A 16,844-nucleotide genomic window follows, 5' to 3' on the forward strand; every position below is an offset into this window, starting at 1 on the left:
TTAAAGGTTATTTTTGTACATCCGAAAGTTAATCCCGTACATTCTTAATCCCCCTGCGGCCCGGTACAATGAAAGCGTTATATTAATCGCGGGAGGATGAGAAACTGACTATGAACATGACTGATTATTTGCACCTTATCGACGAGACCATTAAGAACGGCCCCTATAAGGATGATTGGGATTCGCTAAGTATGTATGAGGTGCCGCAGTGGTACCGCCAGGCCAAATTCGGCATTTTCATTCACTGGGGGCTGTATTCTGTTCCGGCCTTCAGTAATGAGTGGTATTCCCGCAATATGTATATCCAAGGCACGAAGGAATATGAGCATCATCTGACTGTCTACGGGAACCACAAGGATTTCGGTTATAAGGATTTCATTCCCTTGTTCACGGCGCAGCAGTTCAACCCAGACGAGTGGGCTACCTTATTCCAAGCCTCCGGCGCCAAGTATGTCATTCCCGTTGCAGAGCATCATGACGGCTTCCAGATGTATAAAAGCGCTGTCTCCCATTATAACACGTACGAGATGGGGCCCGGGCGGGATATTCTCGGCGAGCTGAAGGCCGCCTTCGGGAAGCATGATCTGGAGCTGGGCGTCTCCTCCCACCGTGCAGAGCACTGGTTCTTCATGTCCCACGGCAAAGAGTTCGACTCCGATATCCATGAGCCGCTGGAACGCGGCGATTTCTACTGGCCGTCCATGCCGGAACCTGATCATCACGATCTCTACGGCTCTCCCCCGTCTGAAGAGTATCTGGAAGACTGGCTGATCCGCTGCTGCGAGCTGGTCGACCAGTATCAGCCTAAGGTCTTCTATTTCGACTGGTGGATTGAGAATGCTGTATTCAAGCCGTATCTGAAGAAATTCGCCGCCTACTATTACAACCGGGCAGTTCAGCGCGGAACTACGGCTGCTATTAATTATAAACATGATGCTTTCATGTTCGGCACAGCCATTCCCGATGTAGAGCGGGGGCAATTCGCGGAGCTGAAGCCGTTCTTCTGGCAGACGGATACAGCAGCCGCACGAAACTCCTGGTGTTATACGGAGAATAATGACTTCAAATCTGCCGGAGAAATCATCCGCGATCTGGTGGATATCGTCAGCAAAAACGGCAATCTCCTGCTGAATGTGGGTCCGCGGGCTGACGGCAGCTTTGCCGATGAAGATAAGGAGATACTGGCTGCTATAGGCGGCTGGCTGGGCACAAATGGTGAAGCCATCTATGAGAGCTCCTTCTGGCGCACATTCGGTGAAGGGCCGACACGCATTGAAGAGGGACAGTTCACCGACGGCAGCGCCAAGGTGTTCACCTCTGAGGACATCCGCTTCACCGTGAAGGGGAGCTGCCTGTATGCAACCGTCCTGGTATTCCCTGAGTATGGCGCTGTGCGCATTACATCACTTAGGGAGAAATCCCCCTATTTCGAGGGAATCATCCAGAAAATTTCCGTGTTCGGTTTCGATGAACAGCCTGCCTGGGAGCGGAATGCAGAAGCGTTAACGATCCGCACCACAGCGGTGGCCAGCGCCCTGCCGGTTGTGTTCAAGCTAGAGCTTGCCTGATCTTTACCTATTACTCTTCACAACGGAAGGAATAACCAGCATGAGCGGATGGACTGAAGCCATGAAGCAGATTATTGAGGAAAAATTGAAGTGGGATATTGCGGATACAACCATTGAATACCAGCAGGATGGCTTGACGAATCAGAATTATATTATTACGAACGGTATCCGTAAGCTGGCGCTGCGCATTAGCGGCGGGAATGCGGACAGGCTTGGCATTAAGCGGGAAGCAGAGTTTGCCGCTATGCAGGCGGCGGCAGACATAGGGATAGGCGCAGAGGTAGTGTATTTCTCCACGGAGACGGGTCATATGGTCACTGAGTTTATTGATGGCGTGAAATGGAACGACGCAGATGCCGGCACCGATGTGAATATGAAGCGGATCGCCGATACTTTGAGGAAAGTGCATGCCCTGCCGCCGGTTTCCTATACATTCTCTCCTTATCAGGATATTACGGACCGGATACAATTTGCCGCCCGGCATCAGCTCGAACTCCCCGGAGATCTGGACGAGTTCCTGGAGAAGCTTGCGGCCATTCAGCAGGACAGGGCGTCAAACGGACAACAGCAGCTGGGGCTGTGCCATAATGATCCTTTTACAAACAACTTTCTGGATGACGGAACGGTGCGGCTGATTGACTGGGAATATGCCGGAATGGGCGATATCATGTTTGATTTGGCATGTGTATGCTCGGCTTATTCCCTGCCACAGAAGGAAACCTTCCTTGCCTGCTACTTCGGACATTATGATGCGGATACCCTGCGTAGCCTTGAACAGATGTCTTACGTGGTCAACTTCTGGAATGCGATGTGGGCGGTGCTGCAGACAGATGACCCTAAGCCGGTTGTTGAATCCGCAGCGTCTGCCGGGCCGGCTGCAGATTACCGCCAAATCGCGAATTGGATGTTCGCCCGGCTGAGGGAGAGTCTATGATACAGATTCGAATTCGAATCCGAATCCGAATCCGGAGCCTGGCGGCCCCTAATCCAGACCATGCAGGCGCCTCCACTCTTCGGGCTGCATACCGGTCATCCGTTTGAACACAGCACAGAAGTAACTGACATTCTCGAACCCTGCCCGCTGGGCGATTTCATAGACTCTCTGCCCTCTGCTGCTGAACATGAGCTGTTTGCTCCGGTTCACCCGCTGTTTGTTAATGTAGGCGACCGGCCGCTCGCGGACGGTGCGCTGGAACAGCCGGCACAGATACTGCGGCGACACTTCAGCCACCTCGGCCAGCTCCTTCAGCAGCAGCGGACGGTGCAGGTGGAGCTCTATATATTGCAGCACCGGCTTCATCCGCTCCAGCTCATTATCCTCATTCGAGGCGGGAAGCAGGCTGCGTTTCAGATCCAGAAGCAGCGAGTACAATAACTTCGAACGTTCCAGATTATCCTGAAGCTCATTGCCGTATGAAAGGGTAAGCATCTCCTCCAGCGGTTTTAGGATGGGCTGCTCTCTTAAGCTCCCCATTCCTGACTCGCGTATACCGGCATAGAGCAGCATCTGGGCCGCTTCCCTCCCGTTAAAGGAAATCCAGGCCAGCTCCCATTCCCGGCTCAGCGGCGCATACGAATGGGGAACATCCGGATAGAGAAACATGATATCACCGGGACCTGCAGTATAACGTTTATCCCCGATAGTCAATTCGCCTTTTCCGCCAAGTACCTGGTGCAGCTGGTAATCCGGAAAGCCCGTAGGCCGGAGAGTCTCTTCCTGATGCTCCCAATACCCGATGGTTGTGGCATAGAGCGGCAGCGGAAGCGTTTCTTCCATTTCGCTGAAGATCATTGTACTTCTCACAGGCGTCCCCCTTTCTGTAAAAGCCCAGCGGGTTCTAACCGCCGGTATTCCTGTCCCGCCTCTCCATCATAACGGCCCGCAGTTTCAAATTCCAGTCTATTCTTGTTTCATATTTTGATATATTTGATGAATATCATTATATATACCCCAGACATTCTCCATTCTATAATATGAATATAACAATATAAGGAGATGTTAACTTGCGCCATAAGCTCTCATACCAGCAGCCTGCAAACGGATATCCGGAATGGAATAATAATCCTGAGCTATTTCAATTGAACCGGATAGACGCGCATGCCTCCATGATGTCTTTCCCGGCAGTGGCTGAAGCCCTGCAGGGAACTAAAGAAGCCTCCTCCCGTTATCAGTCCTTGAACGGAACCTGGAAATTCGCTTTCGCCGAGACCCCGGAAGCACGGATCAAGGATTTCTATACCGCCGGTTATGACTCCGGTGACTGGGCGGATATTACCGTACCCTCCCACTGGCAGTTCCAGGGATATGATTATCCGCAATATACCAATGTCCGTTATCCATGGGCCGTGTCTGAGCCGGAGCTGAAGCCGCCTTTTGCCCCGACCGTGTACAATCCGGTAGGCTCTTATATCCGCACCTTCACCGTACCCGAGACTTGGGGTGGGCAGCCGGTGTACCTCAGCTTCCAGGGGGTTGAATCCGCTTTCTATGTCTGGGTGAACGGTGAGCTGGCCGGATACTGTGAGGATACCTTCACGCCATCCGAATTCGATATTACCGCTTATCTGGTACCGGGTGTCAACAATCTGGCCGTAGAAGTCTACCGCTGGTGCGATGCCAGCTGGCTGGAGGATCAGGACTTCTGGCGGCTGAGCGGAATATTCCGCGACGTTTATCTGTATACTGCACCGCCTGTGCGGGTTGCCGATTTCTTCGTCCGGACAGAGCTGGACGAGAAGTATACCGATGCGCAGCTGAACGTAAACCTGACGGTCGAGAATTATTTTGATAAGGTGATTGAGTCTCATTCAGTACAGGTGCAGCTCTATGACGGTAAGGAACAGCCCATATGGGCTAAACCTGTCTCCGCCTCTGTCGCTTTCGGTCAGGACGGAGTTCAGCAGCTAGAGCTGTCCGCAGCAGTGACGAACCCGAAGAAGTGGAGCGCCGAGAAGCCTTATCTGTACACACTGGTTATTGCTGTATCGGATGATCAGGGACAAGTGCTGGAAGCGGTCAGCTGCAAAGTAGGCTTCCGTACCTTTGAGATCTGGGATGGTCTGATGAAGATCAACGGCAAACGGATTGTGCTTAAGGGTACCAACCGTCATGAATTCTCCTGCGACACCGGCCGTGCGCTCTCCAGAGAAGATATGATCACCGACATCAAGCTCATGAAATCACATAATATCAATGCTGTGCGGACTTCCCATTATCCGAATCAGTCCGTATGGTATGAGCTGTGTGACGAATACGGGCTCTATGTCATCGACGAGACGAATCTGGAGACCCATGGCTCCTGGCAATACGGGCAGCAGGAGCTGCATGAGCACAATGTCCCTGCCAGCCGGCCGGAATGGCGTGCCAATGTCATTGACCGCTGCAACTCCATGATGCAAAGAGACAAGAATCATCCGTCGGTCATCATCTGGTCACTCGGCAACGAGTCCTTCGGCGGCGACAACTTCCTGGCCATGCACGACTATCTGCGGGAAGCCGATCCGACCCGTCTGGTGCATTACGAAGGGATTTTCCATTACAGAGCATCGGAAGCCGCAAGTGATATCGAATCCACCATGTACATCAAACCGGATGATGTTGAGAGATATGCGCTGAACCATCCCAAGAAGCCATACATTCTCTGTGAATACAGCCATGCTATGGGCAACTCCTGCGGCGGTCTGCATCTGTACACCGAGCTGTTTGACAAGTATGACATCATTCAGGGCGCTTTTATCTGGGACTGGGTAGATCAGGCGATCCGCACTACTACAGCTGACGGCACAAGCTATCTGGCCTACGGCGGCGATTTCGGGGAAAATCCGCATGACGGCAACTTCAGCGGCAACGGCCTGCTGTTTGCTGACCGTACGGTTACTCCCAAGCTGCTGGAGGTCAAAAAATGCTATCAGAGCATTGTCCTCACCGCGCTGGACCTGAACACCGGACGTCTGCAGGTTCGCAATAACTTCCTGTTTACGGATCTGGAAGACTATCAGCTGCAATGGAAGCTGGCGCTGGATGGAGAAGCCGTCCAGGAGGGAACGCTGCCTCTGTCCGCAGCACCCGGTGAAACCGCTGAAATTGCCGTTCCTTACGATCACAGCCTGCTTGAAACCGGCAAAGAAGCTGTACTTACGGTCTCGTTCGTCCTGCAGGCCGAAACAGCCTGGGCAGGTGCAGGCCACGAAGTCGCCTGGGAACAGTTCATTCTGTCCCCATATATTCCGGCCGCCACTCCTGTTATTCCAGGGAGTAAGCTGCAGGTCAATGAGCAAGACGGGCTAGTGACATTTGCAGGCAGCAGCTTCGGAATATCGTTCGACACGGCATCCGGCGCCCTGGTTTCTTACCAGTCTTCCGGCAAAGAGCATCTGCTTGCACCGGCAAGACCTAACTTCTGGAGAGCGGTAACCGACAATGACCTCGGCAACAAGCATCCCGAGCGATGCGCAGTCTGGAAGGAAGTCTCTTACAGCCGTCAGCTCACCGGGTTCAGCTGCCGTGTAGAGGGCAGTCTCGGTTTCGTGACTGCTGAGTATCTGCTGGATACCCAGCCGAAATCCCTGCTGCGTGTTCAATTCGAGATCCACACAGACGGCTCGGTAGAGATTGTTCAGGAGCTTCAGCCGGGCAGCAGCAAGCTGCCGGAGATTCCGGAATTCGGCATGGCCTTCGAGCTGGACAGCAGCCTCGACACCATCTCCTGGTACGGCCGCGGCCCGCATGAGAACTACTGGGACCGGCAGTCCGGAGCTCCGCTGGGACGTTACAGCGGCACGGTCAGCGGGCAATACACACCGTATCTCCGTCCGCAGGAATGCGGCAACAAGACGGATGTAAGATATGCCTCTGTCACTGCAGGCAGTGATGGACACGGCTTGCATGTAGAAGGCGCGTTGCCTATCGAAGTCAACGCCCTGCCTTGGAGTGCAGCTGAGCTGGAAGCCAGCGATCATGGCTACAAGCTACCTGTATCCAACAAAACGGTGCTGCGCGTGAACTACAAGCAGATGGGCGTCGGCGGTGACGACAGCTGGGGCGCCCCGACCCATGAGCAGTTCACCCTGCCTGCTAACCGTCCGTATTCGTTCCGCTTCACGCTTTCACTCGTTTAAGTTGCCTCACAAACTGAACAGCGAGGCATAGAAGGATAAGTTAGCATGTGAAACATGTTATATTTTCAATAAAGAGGTGTCCCGGCAGCCGGTTCTGCGGCTTGGGACACCTCTTTTCGCTTGCTTATTACCTGCTCGTTACCTGCTTGTTACCTGCTCATCATCTGCTTACTTGCTTATTATCTGCTCATCAACTGCTGAAGCCAACCTCACCGCACATTAAGAATCATTTCTCCTTGTACGCACTAGCGAGCAAACAAATCATGCCCATAATACAACATTTCCCTTATAATTCCGGGCATAATCCACTTTTGTTGTATGAAATACAACATTTCCCCTTCTCCAAGCGGATTAGCAGCCCAATTGTTGTATTTCATACAACAATCTATCCCCACACCCAGGTTTCTGCGAAACCAAGTTGCAATACGTACAACATTTAAGCTTTTACAGTGTAAATTTAAGCACCCGTATTCAGCATTCACTGGTCTATGAAGTTGAACTATCCGGGCAGTAAATGGCTGCGTCCCCCTTCAGTTTCTCAGCAAATATTTATTTTGAATAATCCCTTCACTCCGGTGAAAATAAAGTCATATAGCAGCATTACAGAGATTAAACTAGTGTTAACCCTGAATACATTCATCATTTATATTTCCAGGTGAGGAGATATTATATGTCCGACACAGCCGCAACCATCCGGGATGAAATCTTAGGCTCCATTTCAGAGATTTTCGGGGTACACGTTACTAAGGCTACGCAGATTGATCAGGGTTTCCTGAATCTGAAATGGAAGCTTGAAAGTGATCACGGACGTTTATTCGTGAAGCAATACAGCAAGATACGTTACCCGGAGCACCTCACCCACGGACTTGAAATTTCATTGACTCATCAGGATCAGCTGCATTTGCAGGGCATCCCGGTTCCGAAGTTATTTTCACATCAGGGGAAATATGTCTTACGAACGCCTTCGCAGGAACGGTATGTGCTGATGAACCTGTGTGACGGAAGCAGTATTGAGCCGGGCTCAGCAAGTGAGCCCCAAATGTATGCGCTGGGGAGCGTAGTCGGCCGGATGCATAAGCTGCTGAACACGGACCTGACTCCATTGCCCCTGCACTGGAATATACGGACCCAAGAAGCTATGGTGAAGCACTGGGACAAAAGATACCTTCAGGCCACCACCCTTCATAATGGCGAAACGGTTGCAGCGCTTGAGATTCAGCGGAGAATTATTGATGGAATGGATACCGGTATCTTTGCAGACTGCGAGCGGGGCTGGGGGCACTGGGATTTGTTCGTCGATAATATTCTGTTCAGCGCCGATGAAGTGGCCGCTATCCTTGACTTCGACAGACTGCATTTCGTGTACCCGGAGTTCGATATATCACGCCCCATCCTGTCCTGTACCTTGTCAGGCAGCCAGCTCCGGCTGGACCGGGTTCATGCCTTTGTGACCGGCTACCGCGAGCATATCCCATTATCCGTGGACAAATTGATCCGTTCCATTAAATTAACATGGTGGAGGGAAGCCGAATGGATTGCGGTTCCCCAAAAGGATGAATTCACACCGCTCATCCGGTTCCGCCACGAAAATAATTGGGTCGCCGCCAACTGGGACCAACTGGAGGATATTTTCGCCGGAATTTGAGCTGATTCAGTGCTGATACAGCCGGATGCTTGACACCGTCATCACCGCCGGCAGGCTAGCTTCGTCCACCGCCACATTGTCATACCAGCCGCCCACTGCAAGATTAAGCAGCAGATAAAAAGGCTGATCAAAGGGCATCACCCCCGGCTCCAGACTCCGCTTAGCGAAGCACTGCCCGTCGACCAGCCAGCGCATGGAACCGGCTTCCCATTCCAGCGCATACTCCCGGAACTCATTAATCGTTCCGTTCTCCAGCTCATAGGTGAACTCTTCGACGACTTTATGCGCAAGATCAGGTCCATAATGCAGCGTTCCCGCAATCTGCCGGGGCAGGCGTCCCTTCGCCTCCAGCATATCGATCTCCCCGGAGGCGGGCCAGGGCCCGTAAGCCTGATCCTGCGGAAGCAGCCAGATGGCGGGCCAGATTCCCTGCCCCACCGGCAGCTTGGCCCGCACGACCAGCCTGCCGTAGCAGAAAGAGAACTGGTCCCGGGTATCCAGGCGGGCTGAAGTATACGCGAAGCTGCGTCCATCCTGCTCCAAAGTTTCGCGGCGCGCACACAGCTGCAGGCCTTCTTCTCCAATAGACAGATTCCCCGGATTCCCCGTATAAAACTGCTGCTCCCCGTTCCCCCAGCCCGGATACACCGGCTTCCCGTCATTGTCTAATAAGTCGTTGCCCAGGCGGATATTCCAGCTCTGCAAATCCGCATTTCCGCTTAGGAAATCCTGCTCCCATATAAGCTTGTTCATCCTTCGCACACTCCCTTCAGTTAATCACAGCATACTTAATTTCCAGGCCCGGTGGGTGGAATCCAAAAAATTGGGATAGGGTCAATAATCATGGCCTTTTTTCCTCTGCCCTTTTCTCATACGATGAAAGAGGAAGGGGGCACAGCACATGTTCCAATACAGAACGGAACAAATGAAAGCGCTTGTCAGGCAGTGGCAGCTGCAAAGCATGGTAATACCGGGCATTATCTGGATGTTCATCTTTTGTTATATCCCTATGTTTTGGCTGATCATTGCCTTCATGGACTTCAGCATCGCGAAGCCCATGCTGGAGTCGCCGTTTGTCGGGCTGAAGCATTTTCAGGATTTTATGACGGATGACCGGTTTTGGCGCTCGATCCGCAATACCCTCGGGATGAGTACAATTAAGCTCGTACTAGGTTTTCCAATCCCCATTCTATTCGCCCTGCTGCTTAATGAAATCCGGGGTCTGCGGTTTAAGCGCACGGTGCAGACAATCTCGTACCTGCCCCATTTCATCGCCTGGACGATCTTTGGCGGAATCGCACTCAACTGGCTGGGGGAGGGCGGTGTCATTAACCAGCTGATGATGGCGATAGGGTTCCAGGACCGGGAAATCCTGTTTAACAGCGACCCTATGTACTTCTGGTGGATTACCTTTTTCACCGATACGCTCAAGGAAACCGGCTGGAGCGCCATTATCTACATAGCAGCCATAGCGGGCATTGATCCGGGGCTGTATGAAGCAGCCGAGCTGGACGGCGCGAACCGCTGGCAGCGGATGTGGCATATCACCGTGCAGAGCATCCGTCCCACGATCGCTATTCTGTTCATTCTCGCGGTCAGCGGGATCCTCGGCAGTAACTTTGAGCAGATCTTCATGCTTAAGAACAACATGAATATGAAGATGGCGGAAAGTCTCGATCTCTACATTTACAACATGGGGCTTGTCTCCGGGCGTCACTCCTTCTCCACCGCCGTCCTGTTTGCCCGCTCAATCGTAGCGCTGGGGCTGCTGCTGTTGGCCAATCAGACCTCCAAGAAGCTGACCGGCGACAGTATTTTTTAGAAAAAACGGATTATGAGCGGCGAAGCCGACTCCACCTGGAAAGGAGATAACAGATTCATGGCAAGACGCGGAAGATTCCGGCGGATTGGCGCTTTCGAGGTCGGCAATACCCTGCTGATGCTGGCGGTCTGCTTTCTGACGCTGTACCCGATGTGGTTTGTACTCGTCAACTCGCTGAATTCACCGGCGCAGGCCTCGCTGGGTACCGTCAACTGGTTTCCCAAAGAGCTCTCGCTGGCCAGCTACAGTGTAGCCTTTAATGATAAGACGCTGATGAACGGCTTCTACATCACAACCATGCGTACGGTGATAGGGACTGTGGTGCATGTGCTGTTCACCGCTATCGTAGCTTACGGAATGAGCAAGTCCAATCTGATGGGCCGCAAGCTGTATCTCAAAATCTCTTTGATTACGATGCTGTTCTCAGGCGGGCTGATCCCCTCCTTCATTCTCATGACGAAGCTGGGCCTGTATGATAGTTTCTGGGTATTCATTATCCCTTCCATGTATACTTTTTTTAATATGGTTATATTTATGAGCTTCTTCCGCACCATTCCAGACAGCCTGGAGGAATCAGCCAAGGTGGACGGGGCTTCGGATTATGGCGTCCTGTTCCGGATTGTCCTGCCCAACAGCATGGCTGTTATTGCCACCATCTCCCTCTTCTCTGCAGTCTATCACTGGAACGACTATTATCAGGGAGTCATCTATATCCATTCCCAGGAGCTCCTGCCGCTGCAGACCATGCTGTACAAAATCATTGCCGAGAACTCCATGTCCTTCATGCAGCAGCAGGCGATGGCGCAATTCGGTGCAAGATTACCCGGCAACTCGATCAAATTCGCCTCCATGATGGTGGCTACGCTGCCTATCCTCATCTTCTACCCTTTCATCCAGCGCTATCTGGTCAAAGGTGTGATGATAGGTGCTATTAAAGGCTAGCCGTAATGAACCATTCTACACACATACAGAAAGGATGATTATGCCGTGAAAAGCAAATCTGTTAAACCAGTCTTAGCCATTATTCTGGCTGTAATCCTGACGTTAACTATGGCCGCTTGCAGCAGCAATTCCGCCAATAAGGAAAGCGCACCCACAACTGCGCCGCAGACCGATGCTACGCCGGAGCCGTCGGCAGAAGCCACTCTGAATCCCGATGAACCCGCCTGGAAGCTCGATACCAGCCCTATCGATTTAACCTGGTTTGTTGGAGCGAACTGGTATGCACACACCTGGGGCGAGAGCCTGGCTTCCAAATATGTGACGGAGAAAACGGGTGTCAATGTCAAGCTGGAGGTCCCTTCCGGTGAAGCTAACGAGCAAATTACTCTAATGATGACCTCGGGCAAGCTGCCGGATCTCATTTCTATGGGTTCCTGGGAAACCGCTGTCAAAAAGCTGTGGGAAGGCGATCATGTCTATGCCCTCAATGAATTGGCCGATCAGTACGACCCTTACTTCTACAAGGTAGCAGGTGACGGTACGCTGAAGTGGTACCGCCAGGAGAACGGCAACACGTATGGGGTTCCGAATGACTCCTACAGCCCCAACCTGATGCATGAGACCGGCATGACGGCCGCCAATCAGACCTTCCTGGTCCGCAAAGATCTGTACGAGGAAATGGGCAGTCCGGACCTCAGTACCCCGGAGGGCTTCCTTGGTGCGCTGCAGCTGCTGAAGGATAAGTATTCCGAGTATAAGGGTCAGCCTATGAGCCCCTTTTTCGCCCAGGGAAATGTCCCTTACGGGATGACGGAATATCTGCAGAATCTGCTGGCCGTTCCGCATGAGAAAGACGGCAGCGTATATGACCGTGTGACCGACCCGGATTATATCGCCTGGCTCAAAACCTTCCGTACCGCTTACGAGCGCGGACTGATTAACGTGGATTTCCTGGTGGATTCCGATACCCAGGTGGAAGAGAAAACGAACAACGCCCGCTACTTCATGATGATCCGCGAATGGACCGGCATGACCGCTGTCAATCCGATGCTGGCTGCGGGTGCTAATCCGGACTCCAACTACATCGCAGTTGACGGGCCGCAGAACAGCAAAGGCGGCAGCGCCAAGCTGTTCCCCGGCAACATGGACGGCTGGATGGTAACCATGATCAGCAAATCCACAGAGAATCCGGAGCGTGCGATCCGCTTCCTGACCTACCTCGCCAGTGAAGAGGGCCAGCGAGACCTGTTCCTCGGCAAGGAAGGCGAAACCTGGGATACGGTGGACGGCAAACCGCAGCTGAAGACTGAATTCGTTGACATGCTGGGCAGCAATATTGAGAAGCTGGAGAAGGAATACGGCATACTGGATACCTACTGGATGATGCGCAACCCTGTTATCGTCAACCAGTGGAGACCGGAGAAAGCGCCTGTTATAAAGCAGATGGAAGACTTCGCGAACGCACAGGCCGATATCGACAGCGGTATCTATAAAGGACTGGACCCGCTTGGCGATTCGGATGTAGCGGTGGCCTGGGCGCGCATCTCCCAGAACTGGGAAGAAGTACTCCCTGAGCTGATTACGGCCAAGGACGAAGCTGCTTTTGACAAAATCTTCGACAGCTTCCTGTCCCGCCGCGACAGCTACGGCTTCGAGCAGGTGAAGGAATACCGCCAGACGGTGCTGGATGCACGCAAAGCCAAAATGGCGGAATAATGTCTTGAACTATGCCGGCGGCCGGAATGGCGGCCGGTATTCCCTGCTTAGAGGGGTTTCTCCCCTTAAGCCGCAGCGCCTTATTACCTACCAGCCGGTTTGTAATATATGGTATATTACAGGGATGGGAGGTTAACCAGATGAAGTATTTGCTGACTACGATGAGGAAGCTTTACCGGAATTCCCGCATCTCAACCAAGCTGTTTCTGGCCTTCAGCCTCATGATTGCCATACCTGCGATCGTGGTCTCCTTTTTATTCATCCGTACGCAGGAAAGCCAGCTCTACAAGGAAGCTATGGCGGAGGGCAGCAATCATGTCGCACGCCTGAATGAACGGCTGCGCAGCCGGATGGATATTCTTGAGAACGCTTCCTCCACCGCTCTGACCCAGAAGGCATTTGTGGATTTCATTCATACCAATATGCGCGGGGACGGCCTGCGGCTCGTGAAATTCAAGCAAAACCAGTATGAGCAGATGCATAATATCATTCAAAGCCATGAGCTGATAAGTGAGCTAAGCTTCTATGTCGATAACCCGGATGTATACGAAATCTGGCCTGAAATCTATCATTACAGCAAGTTTTGGCCGCAGGATTACTGGATGACGCTCCGGGATGAAGGCGGGGCCGCCTTCCGCTTATCCGCCTTTAAGGATGGCGAGGATACATTATCCTACTACAGGCTGGTGCGGCCTCAGGGCCAGCAGCAGAAGCTCCCCACCATTATGGAAATCCGCGCCAGGCACAGTGTTTTTTTCAGCGATCTGCTTGAAGACACGGGTGGTGATTTCTTCAGTGTTGTAATGGACGGAACAAGTGCTTTCCGGAATGTATACAATCCGGGGCATGAATTCCCGCAGAATGCCGGGGAGAAGCTGGACGGAATCCTTAGCCGGGTTCATGAACAGCTGGATGTGCTGCAGCAGAATAACCCGGTTAAGATTCATTCCGGGGATCAAACCTACTACGCGATGTACCGCTACATCGCTCCTCTGAACGCCTATGTGGTCGATATCGCCTCCCGTCAGGCGCTGATGCAGGGCCCGCGGAACTGGTACCTGATTGTGATCGCCGTCACCTCCTGTGTGCTGCTGCTTATGCTGCTGCTCGTTTCACAGATGACCCGGCGTATATTCCGGCGGCTGGAGAAGGTGCTCGTCTCCATGCGCAAGGTACGCAGGGGGCAACTGGATGCGAAGATTGAAACAGGACTCCGGCATAACGAAACCGGTGACGAAATCGACTACGTGGCCGTCAGCTACAATAATATGCTGGACGAAATCCGGCATCTGATGACACAGGTGGTGGATAAACAACTTATCGCCAAGAACGCGCAGCTCCACTCCCTGCACTCACAGATTAATTCCCATTTCCTGTACAACGCCCTGGAGTCGATCCGGATGCATGCGGAGGTCCAGCAGCAGCCAGCTATTGCTGGTGCACTGGTCTCTTTAGGCTCACTGCTGCGTTATAGCATGCAGTGGCGCAGCGATACGGTTGCCCTCAGTGAAGAGCTTGCCAACATCCACAGCTATATCCGGTTCATCAACTTCATGGAAGGCGGAAGCATTGAATTGTCGGCCGCTCTTCCCCCGGAGGTGCAGCACTATACGATTCCCAAAATGTGCATGCAGCCTATCGTCGAGAATGCCGTGCATCACGCAGCCCCTGCAGGCGGCAGTGTACATATCCAAATTACTGTTAGGGTAGAGAATGACAGCCTGCTGCTGATCGAGGTCCGCGATGACGGCGCAGGCATTGATCCGCAGATGCTGGAGAAGCTGCAGTCTGTGCTGCGGGGCGACTCGGATACGCCGATTATTACCAGCAAGAACGGGCTGGGTCTGGAGAATGTGCATAAGCGCCTGCAGCTGCATTACGGCAAGGGCTGCGGACTTTGGATTGACAGCGTGCAGAGCGCCTATACCTGCGTAACCATACGGCTCCCTTGGGAAAATGTGAATCTTGGAGGATGGTAGCATGATCAATATTCTGGTTGTGGATGATCAAAAGCAGATCCGTGACGGCCTGCAGGCCATGCTGCGCCAATTCCCTCTGCAGCTTGACCATATATACAGCGCTGTAAGCGGGATTGAGGCACTGGAGCTATTGCGTCAGCACAGCATCCAGCTGGTGATTACCGATATCCGGATGCCTGATATGGATGGCCTGGAGCTGATGGCTCAGACCAAAGAGGAACGTATTAAGGTTGATTATCTGATTATTAGCGGCTACAGCGATTTCGCCTATGCCCAGAAGGCCATTGAGCTTGGGGCTAAGGGTTATCTGCTCAAACCTGTGAAACGGGAGGATTTGCAGTCCTCGGTGGAGCATGTCTGGCAGGAAATTCAGACGCGAATGTCGCTCTCGCGTAATCTTGAGCAATTGTCCCGCCGCGCCATGGAGACCGACCGTAAGGAGCTGCGCATGTATATGCAAGGCGCGGCGGGTGATGAAACGTGGATTGACGCGACTGAGCAGCAGAGCGCAGAGCTATGGAGCAGCTACCGGCTCTGCCTGCTGCGCGAGGAGCTGTGGATTAACCAGCCGGGTGCCAGCAGCAGCCATAGCATAGAATCTATTGCTTACCGCGTATATGGCAGACACGGCTGTATCTGTCTTCAGCACCGCCCCCACCTGATCCTGGCGGTTGATGCAGCCGTAGATCCGGGAATCTTCCCTGCTGCACTCCAAACCGAGCAGATGGAGGCCATTACTGCATTGACCAGCCCGCAGCATGGATTAAGGGAGCTTCCGGGCAGCTATACGCTGGTATTGGAGCTGTACCGCCACAGCTTCCTGTTTCCGGATAAGCGCTGTCTCCTGCCTGCGCATATAGAGCGGCTGGAGCAGCAGTGGGAGCTCCCCTATGAGGAGCTGTATGCCCTGTTCCAGTTAACCGGCACCAAGAACAGCGGCAGAATCACCCAAGGGATCTCCAGCCTATTCCACAAGGATGTGCTGCAGCGGTATCACATTCGATATACACAGCAGCTATGCCGGGCCGTAGTCCAGATGATGGAGGAATATGAGCGTGTAATCCGCCCGTATATGGGAGAAGAAGCGCTGGACTTAGACTCTCTGCGCAACCTGTTCGACTATCCGGGCATCCGCGATTATATTCAGGCGCTGCAGCAGCAGCTGCTCCGGCTGAACCAATTTTATTATGAATACAAGTGCAGCTACCGTAACTCTCAGGACTTGAACGAAGCCATCCGTTTCATCCACGAGAATTACCACAAGCCGCTGGATCTCGCGATGGTGTCCAACCATGTGTCGCTGAATTACGCTTATTTCTCCAACCAGTTCAAGAAGAATATCGGCAAAGGCTTCGCCGAATACCTGCGTGATGTGCGTCTGGATAAAGCCCGGCGTCTGCTTGCAGAAACTGACCATAAGATCGTCGAGATTACCTCCATGGTCGGATATGAAAGCTACAAAAGCTTCACACGGGCCTTCCGGGATGTGATGCATATGCAGCCCACGGAATACCGGCAGCTGATCCGCCGCAGGCATGGCAAGGAGGGCGATTACCGGGACAGCGGGCTGCAAATCGAGCAAGACTCCACTAAATAAGTCCACCAATACAGTGTCAGATTTAGACCATCGACAACCACGCTGCCAAAATACTTGCAGAGGGTTTGCCGTGCCACGATTATCGTTATGGTACATGAGCATAGACGGTAGGCGGTAGGCGGCTTAATTGTACTTCGTACAACTAAAATGTCTGATTTTCTACTAGTTATCCGTTTAGCTGTATTTTGTACAATTAAAACCTCCACTTGTCTTGGTTCTCACCTATCCGGGCAGATTTAGTTGTATAGACTACAGTTATAAGAGTCACGCATTCCTTTTCACTGTTTTTAATTGCACGTTATACAGCTATCACTGAATGTTCACTTAGAACAGAACTCCATCAATTGCTGCAATGTTGAATACACTCACTTCTTGAGTTCTGAACTGTAGGCGCAATAGCGTCTGCCTATAAAGCAAAAGCCAAAAAATTGGGTCATAACAAAAAGGATTGTCCCTT

The 16,844-nt window shown here is 52.6% G+C and carries 11 protein-coding genes; 9 read left to right on the forward strand and 2 right to left on the reverse strand.

What is annotated here, in order from left to right:
• Nucleotides 1–116 precede the first annotated feature (116 nt).
• Together NSU14_RS18115 and NSU14_RS18120 are read left to right on the forward strand one after the other, a co-directional pair.
• Nucleotides 117–1,568, forward strand: a complete 1,452-nt coding sequence (locus tag NSU14_RS18115; RefSeq protein ID WP_340946601.1) for an alpha-L-fucosidase — start codon at nucleotides 117–119, stop codon at nucleotides 1,566–1,568.
• A 40-nt stretch (nucleotides 1,569–1,608) separates the two neighbouring features.
• Nucleotides 1,609–2,502, forward strand: coding sequence for a phosphotransferase (locus NSU14_RS18120; protein WP_340946603.1), 894 nt, complete (start codon nucleotides 1,609–1,611; stop codon nucleotides 2,500–2,502).
• Between the two features lie 48 nt (nucleotides 2,503–2,550).
• On the opposite strand, the gene NSU14_RS18125 is transcribed toward NSU14_RS18120, so the two are convergent.
• The gene (locus NSU14_RS18125) at nucleotides 2,551–3,372 is read right to left on the reverse strand and encodes an AraC family transcriptional regulator (RefSeq protein WP_042136069.1); all 822 of its coding nucleotides are present in this window, start codon (nucleotides 3,370–3,372) and stop codon (nucleotides 2,551–2,553) included.
• Between the two features lie 200 nt (nucleotides 3,373–3,572).
• Between NSU14_RS18125 and NSU14_RS18130 the strand changes: the two genes are divergently transcribed.
• Complete coding sequence (locus tag NSU14_RS18130; RefSeq protein WP_340946606.1) at nucleotides 3,573–6,686, forward strand: glycoside hydrolase family 2 TIM barrel-domain containing protein; 3,114 nt, start codon at nucleotides 3,573–3,575, stop codon at nucleotides 6,684–6,686.
• Between the two features lie 670 nt (nucleotides 6,687–7,356).
• Nucleotides 7,357–8,331, forward strand: coding sequence for a phosphotransferase (locus NSU14_RS18135; protein WP_336101585.1), 975 nt, complete (start codon nucleotides 7,357–7,359; stop codon nucleotides 8,329–8,331).
• 6 nt (nucleotides 8,332–8,337) lie between these two features.
• Here NSU14_RS18135 and NSU14_RS18140 read toward each other — a convergent pair whose 3' ends face one another.
• On the reverse strand, nucleotides 8,338–9,084 hold the full coding sequence (locus tag NSU14_RS18140) for a glycoside hydrolase family 16 protein (RefSeq protein WP_076246678.1): 747 nt from the start codon (nucleotides 9,082–9,084) through the stop codon (nucleotides 8,338–8,340).
• 148 nt (nucleotides 9,085–9,232) lie between these two features.
• Between NSU14_RS18140 and NSU14_RS18145 the strand changes: the two genes are divergently transcribed.
• The 5 genes from NSU14_RS18145 to NSU14_RS18165 all read left to right on the forward strand — a co-directional run bounded on the left by NSU14_RS18145 (nucleotide 9,233) and on the right by NSU14_RS18165 (nucleotide 16,387).
• Nucleotides 9,233–10,153 carry an ABC transporter permease gene (locus NSU14_RS18145; RefSeq protein WP_340946608.1) on the forward strand — a complete coding sequence of 307 codons (921 nt, stop codon included), beginning with the start codon at nucleotides 9,233–9,235 and terminating at the stop codon, nucleotides 10,151–10,153.
• Nucleotides 10,154–10,210: 57 nt separating this feature from the next.
• Nucleotides 10,211–11,095: a carbohydrate ABC transporter permease gene (locus NSU14_RS18150; protein WP_042136063.1), complete on the forward strand. Its 885-nt coding sequence runs from the start codon at nucleotides 10,211–10,213 to the stop codon at nucleotides 11,093–11,095.
• A gap of 45 nt (nucleotides 11,096–11,140) precedes the next feature.
• A complete protein-coding gene (locus NSU14_RS18155) occupies nucleotides 11,141–12,811 on the forward strand; it encodes an extracellular solute-binding protein (RefSeq protein ID WP_340946610.1) in 1,671 nt (556 codons plus the stop codon).
• Between the two features lie 140 nt (nucleotides 12,812–12,951).
• On the forward strand, nucleotides 12,952–14,790 hold the full coding sequence (locus NSU14_RS18160) for a sensor histidine kinase (RefSeq protein ID WP_042136062.1): 1,839 nt from the start codon (nucleotides 12,952–12,954) through the stop codon (nucleotides 14,788–14,790).
• A gap of 1 nt (nucleotide 14,791) precedes the next feature.
• The gene (locus NSU14_RS18165; RefSeq protein WP_340946612.1) at nucleotides 14,792–16,387 is read left to right on the forward strand and encodes a response regulator; all 1,596 of its coding nucleotides are present in this window, start codon (nucleotides 14,792–14,794) and stop codon (nucleotides 16,385–16,387) included.
• Nucleotides 16,388–16,844: the final 457 nt, after the last annotated feature.

Source organism: Paenibacillus sp. FSL R10-2771 (assembly GCF_038000205.1).
In the GTDB taxonomy this organism is placed as follows: domain Bacteria; phylum Bacillota; class Bacilli; order Paenibacillales; family Paenibacillaceae; genus Paenibacillus_AQ; species Paenibacillus_AQ phytohabitans.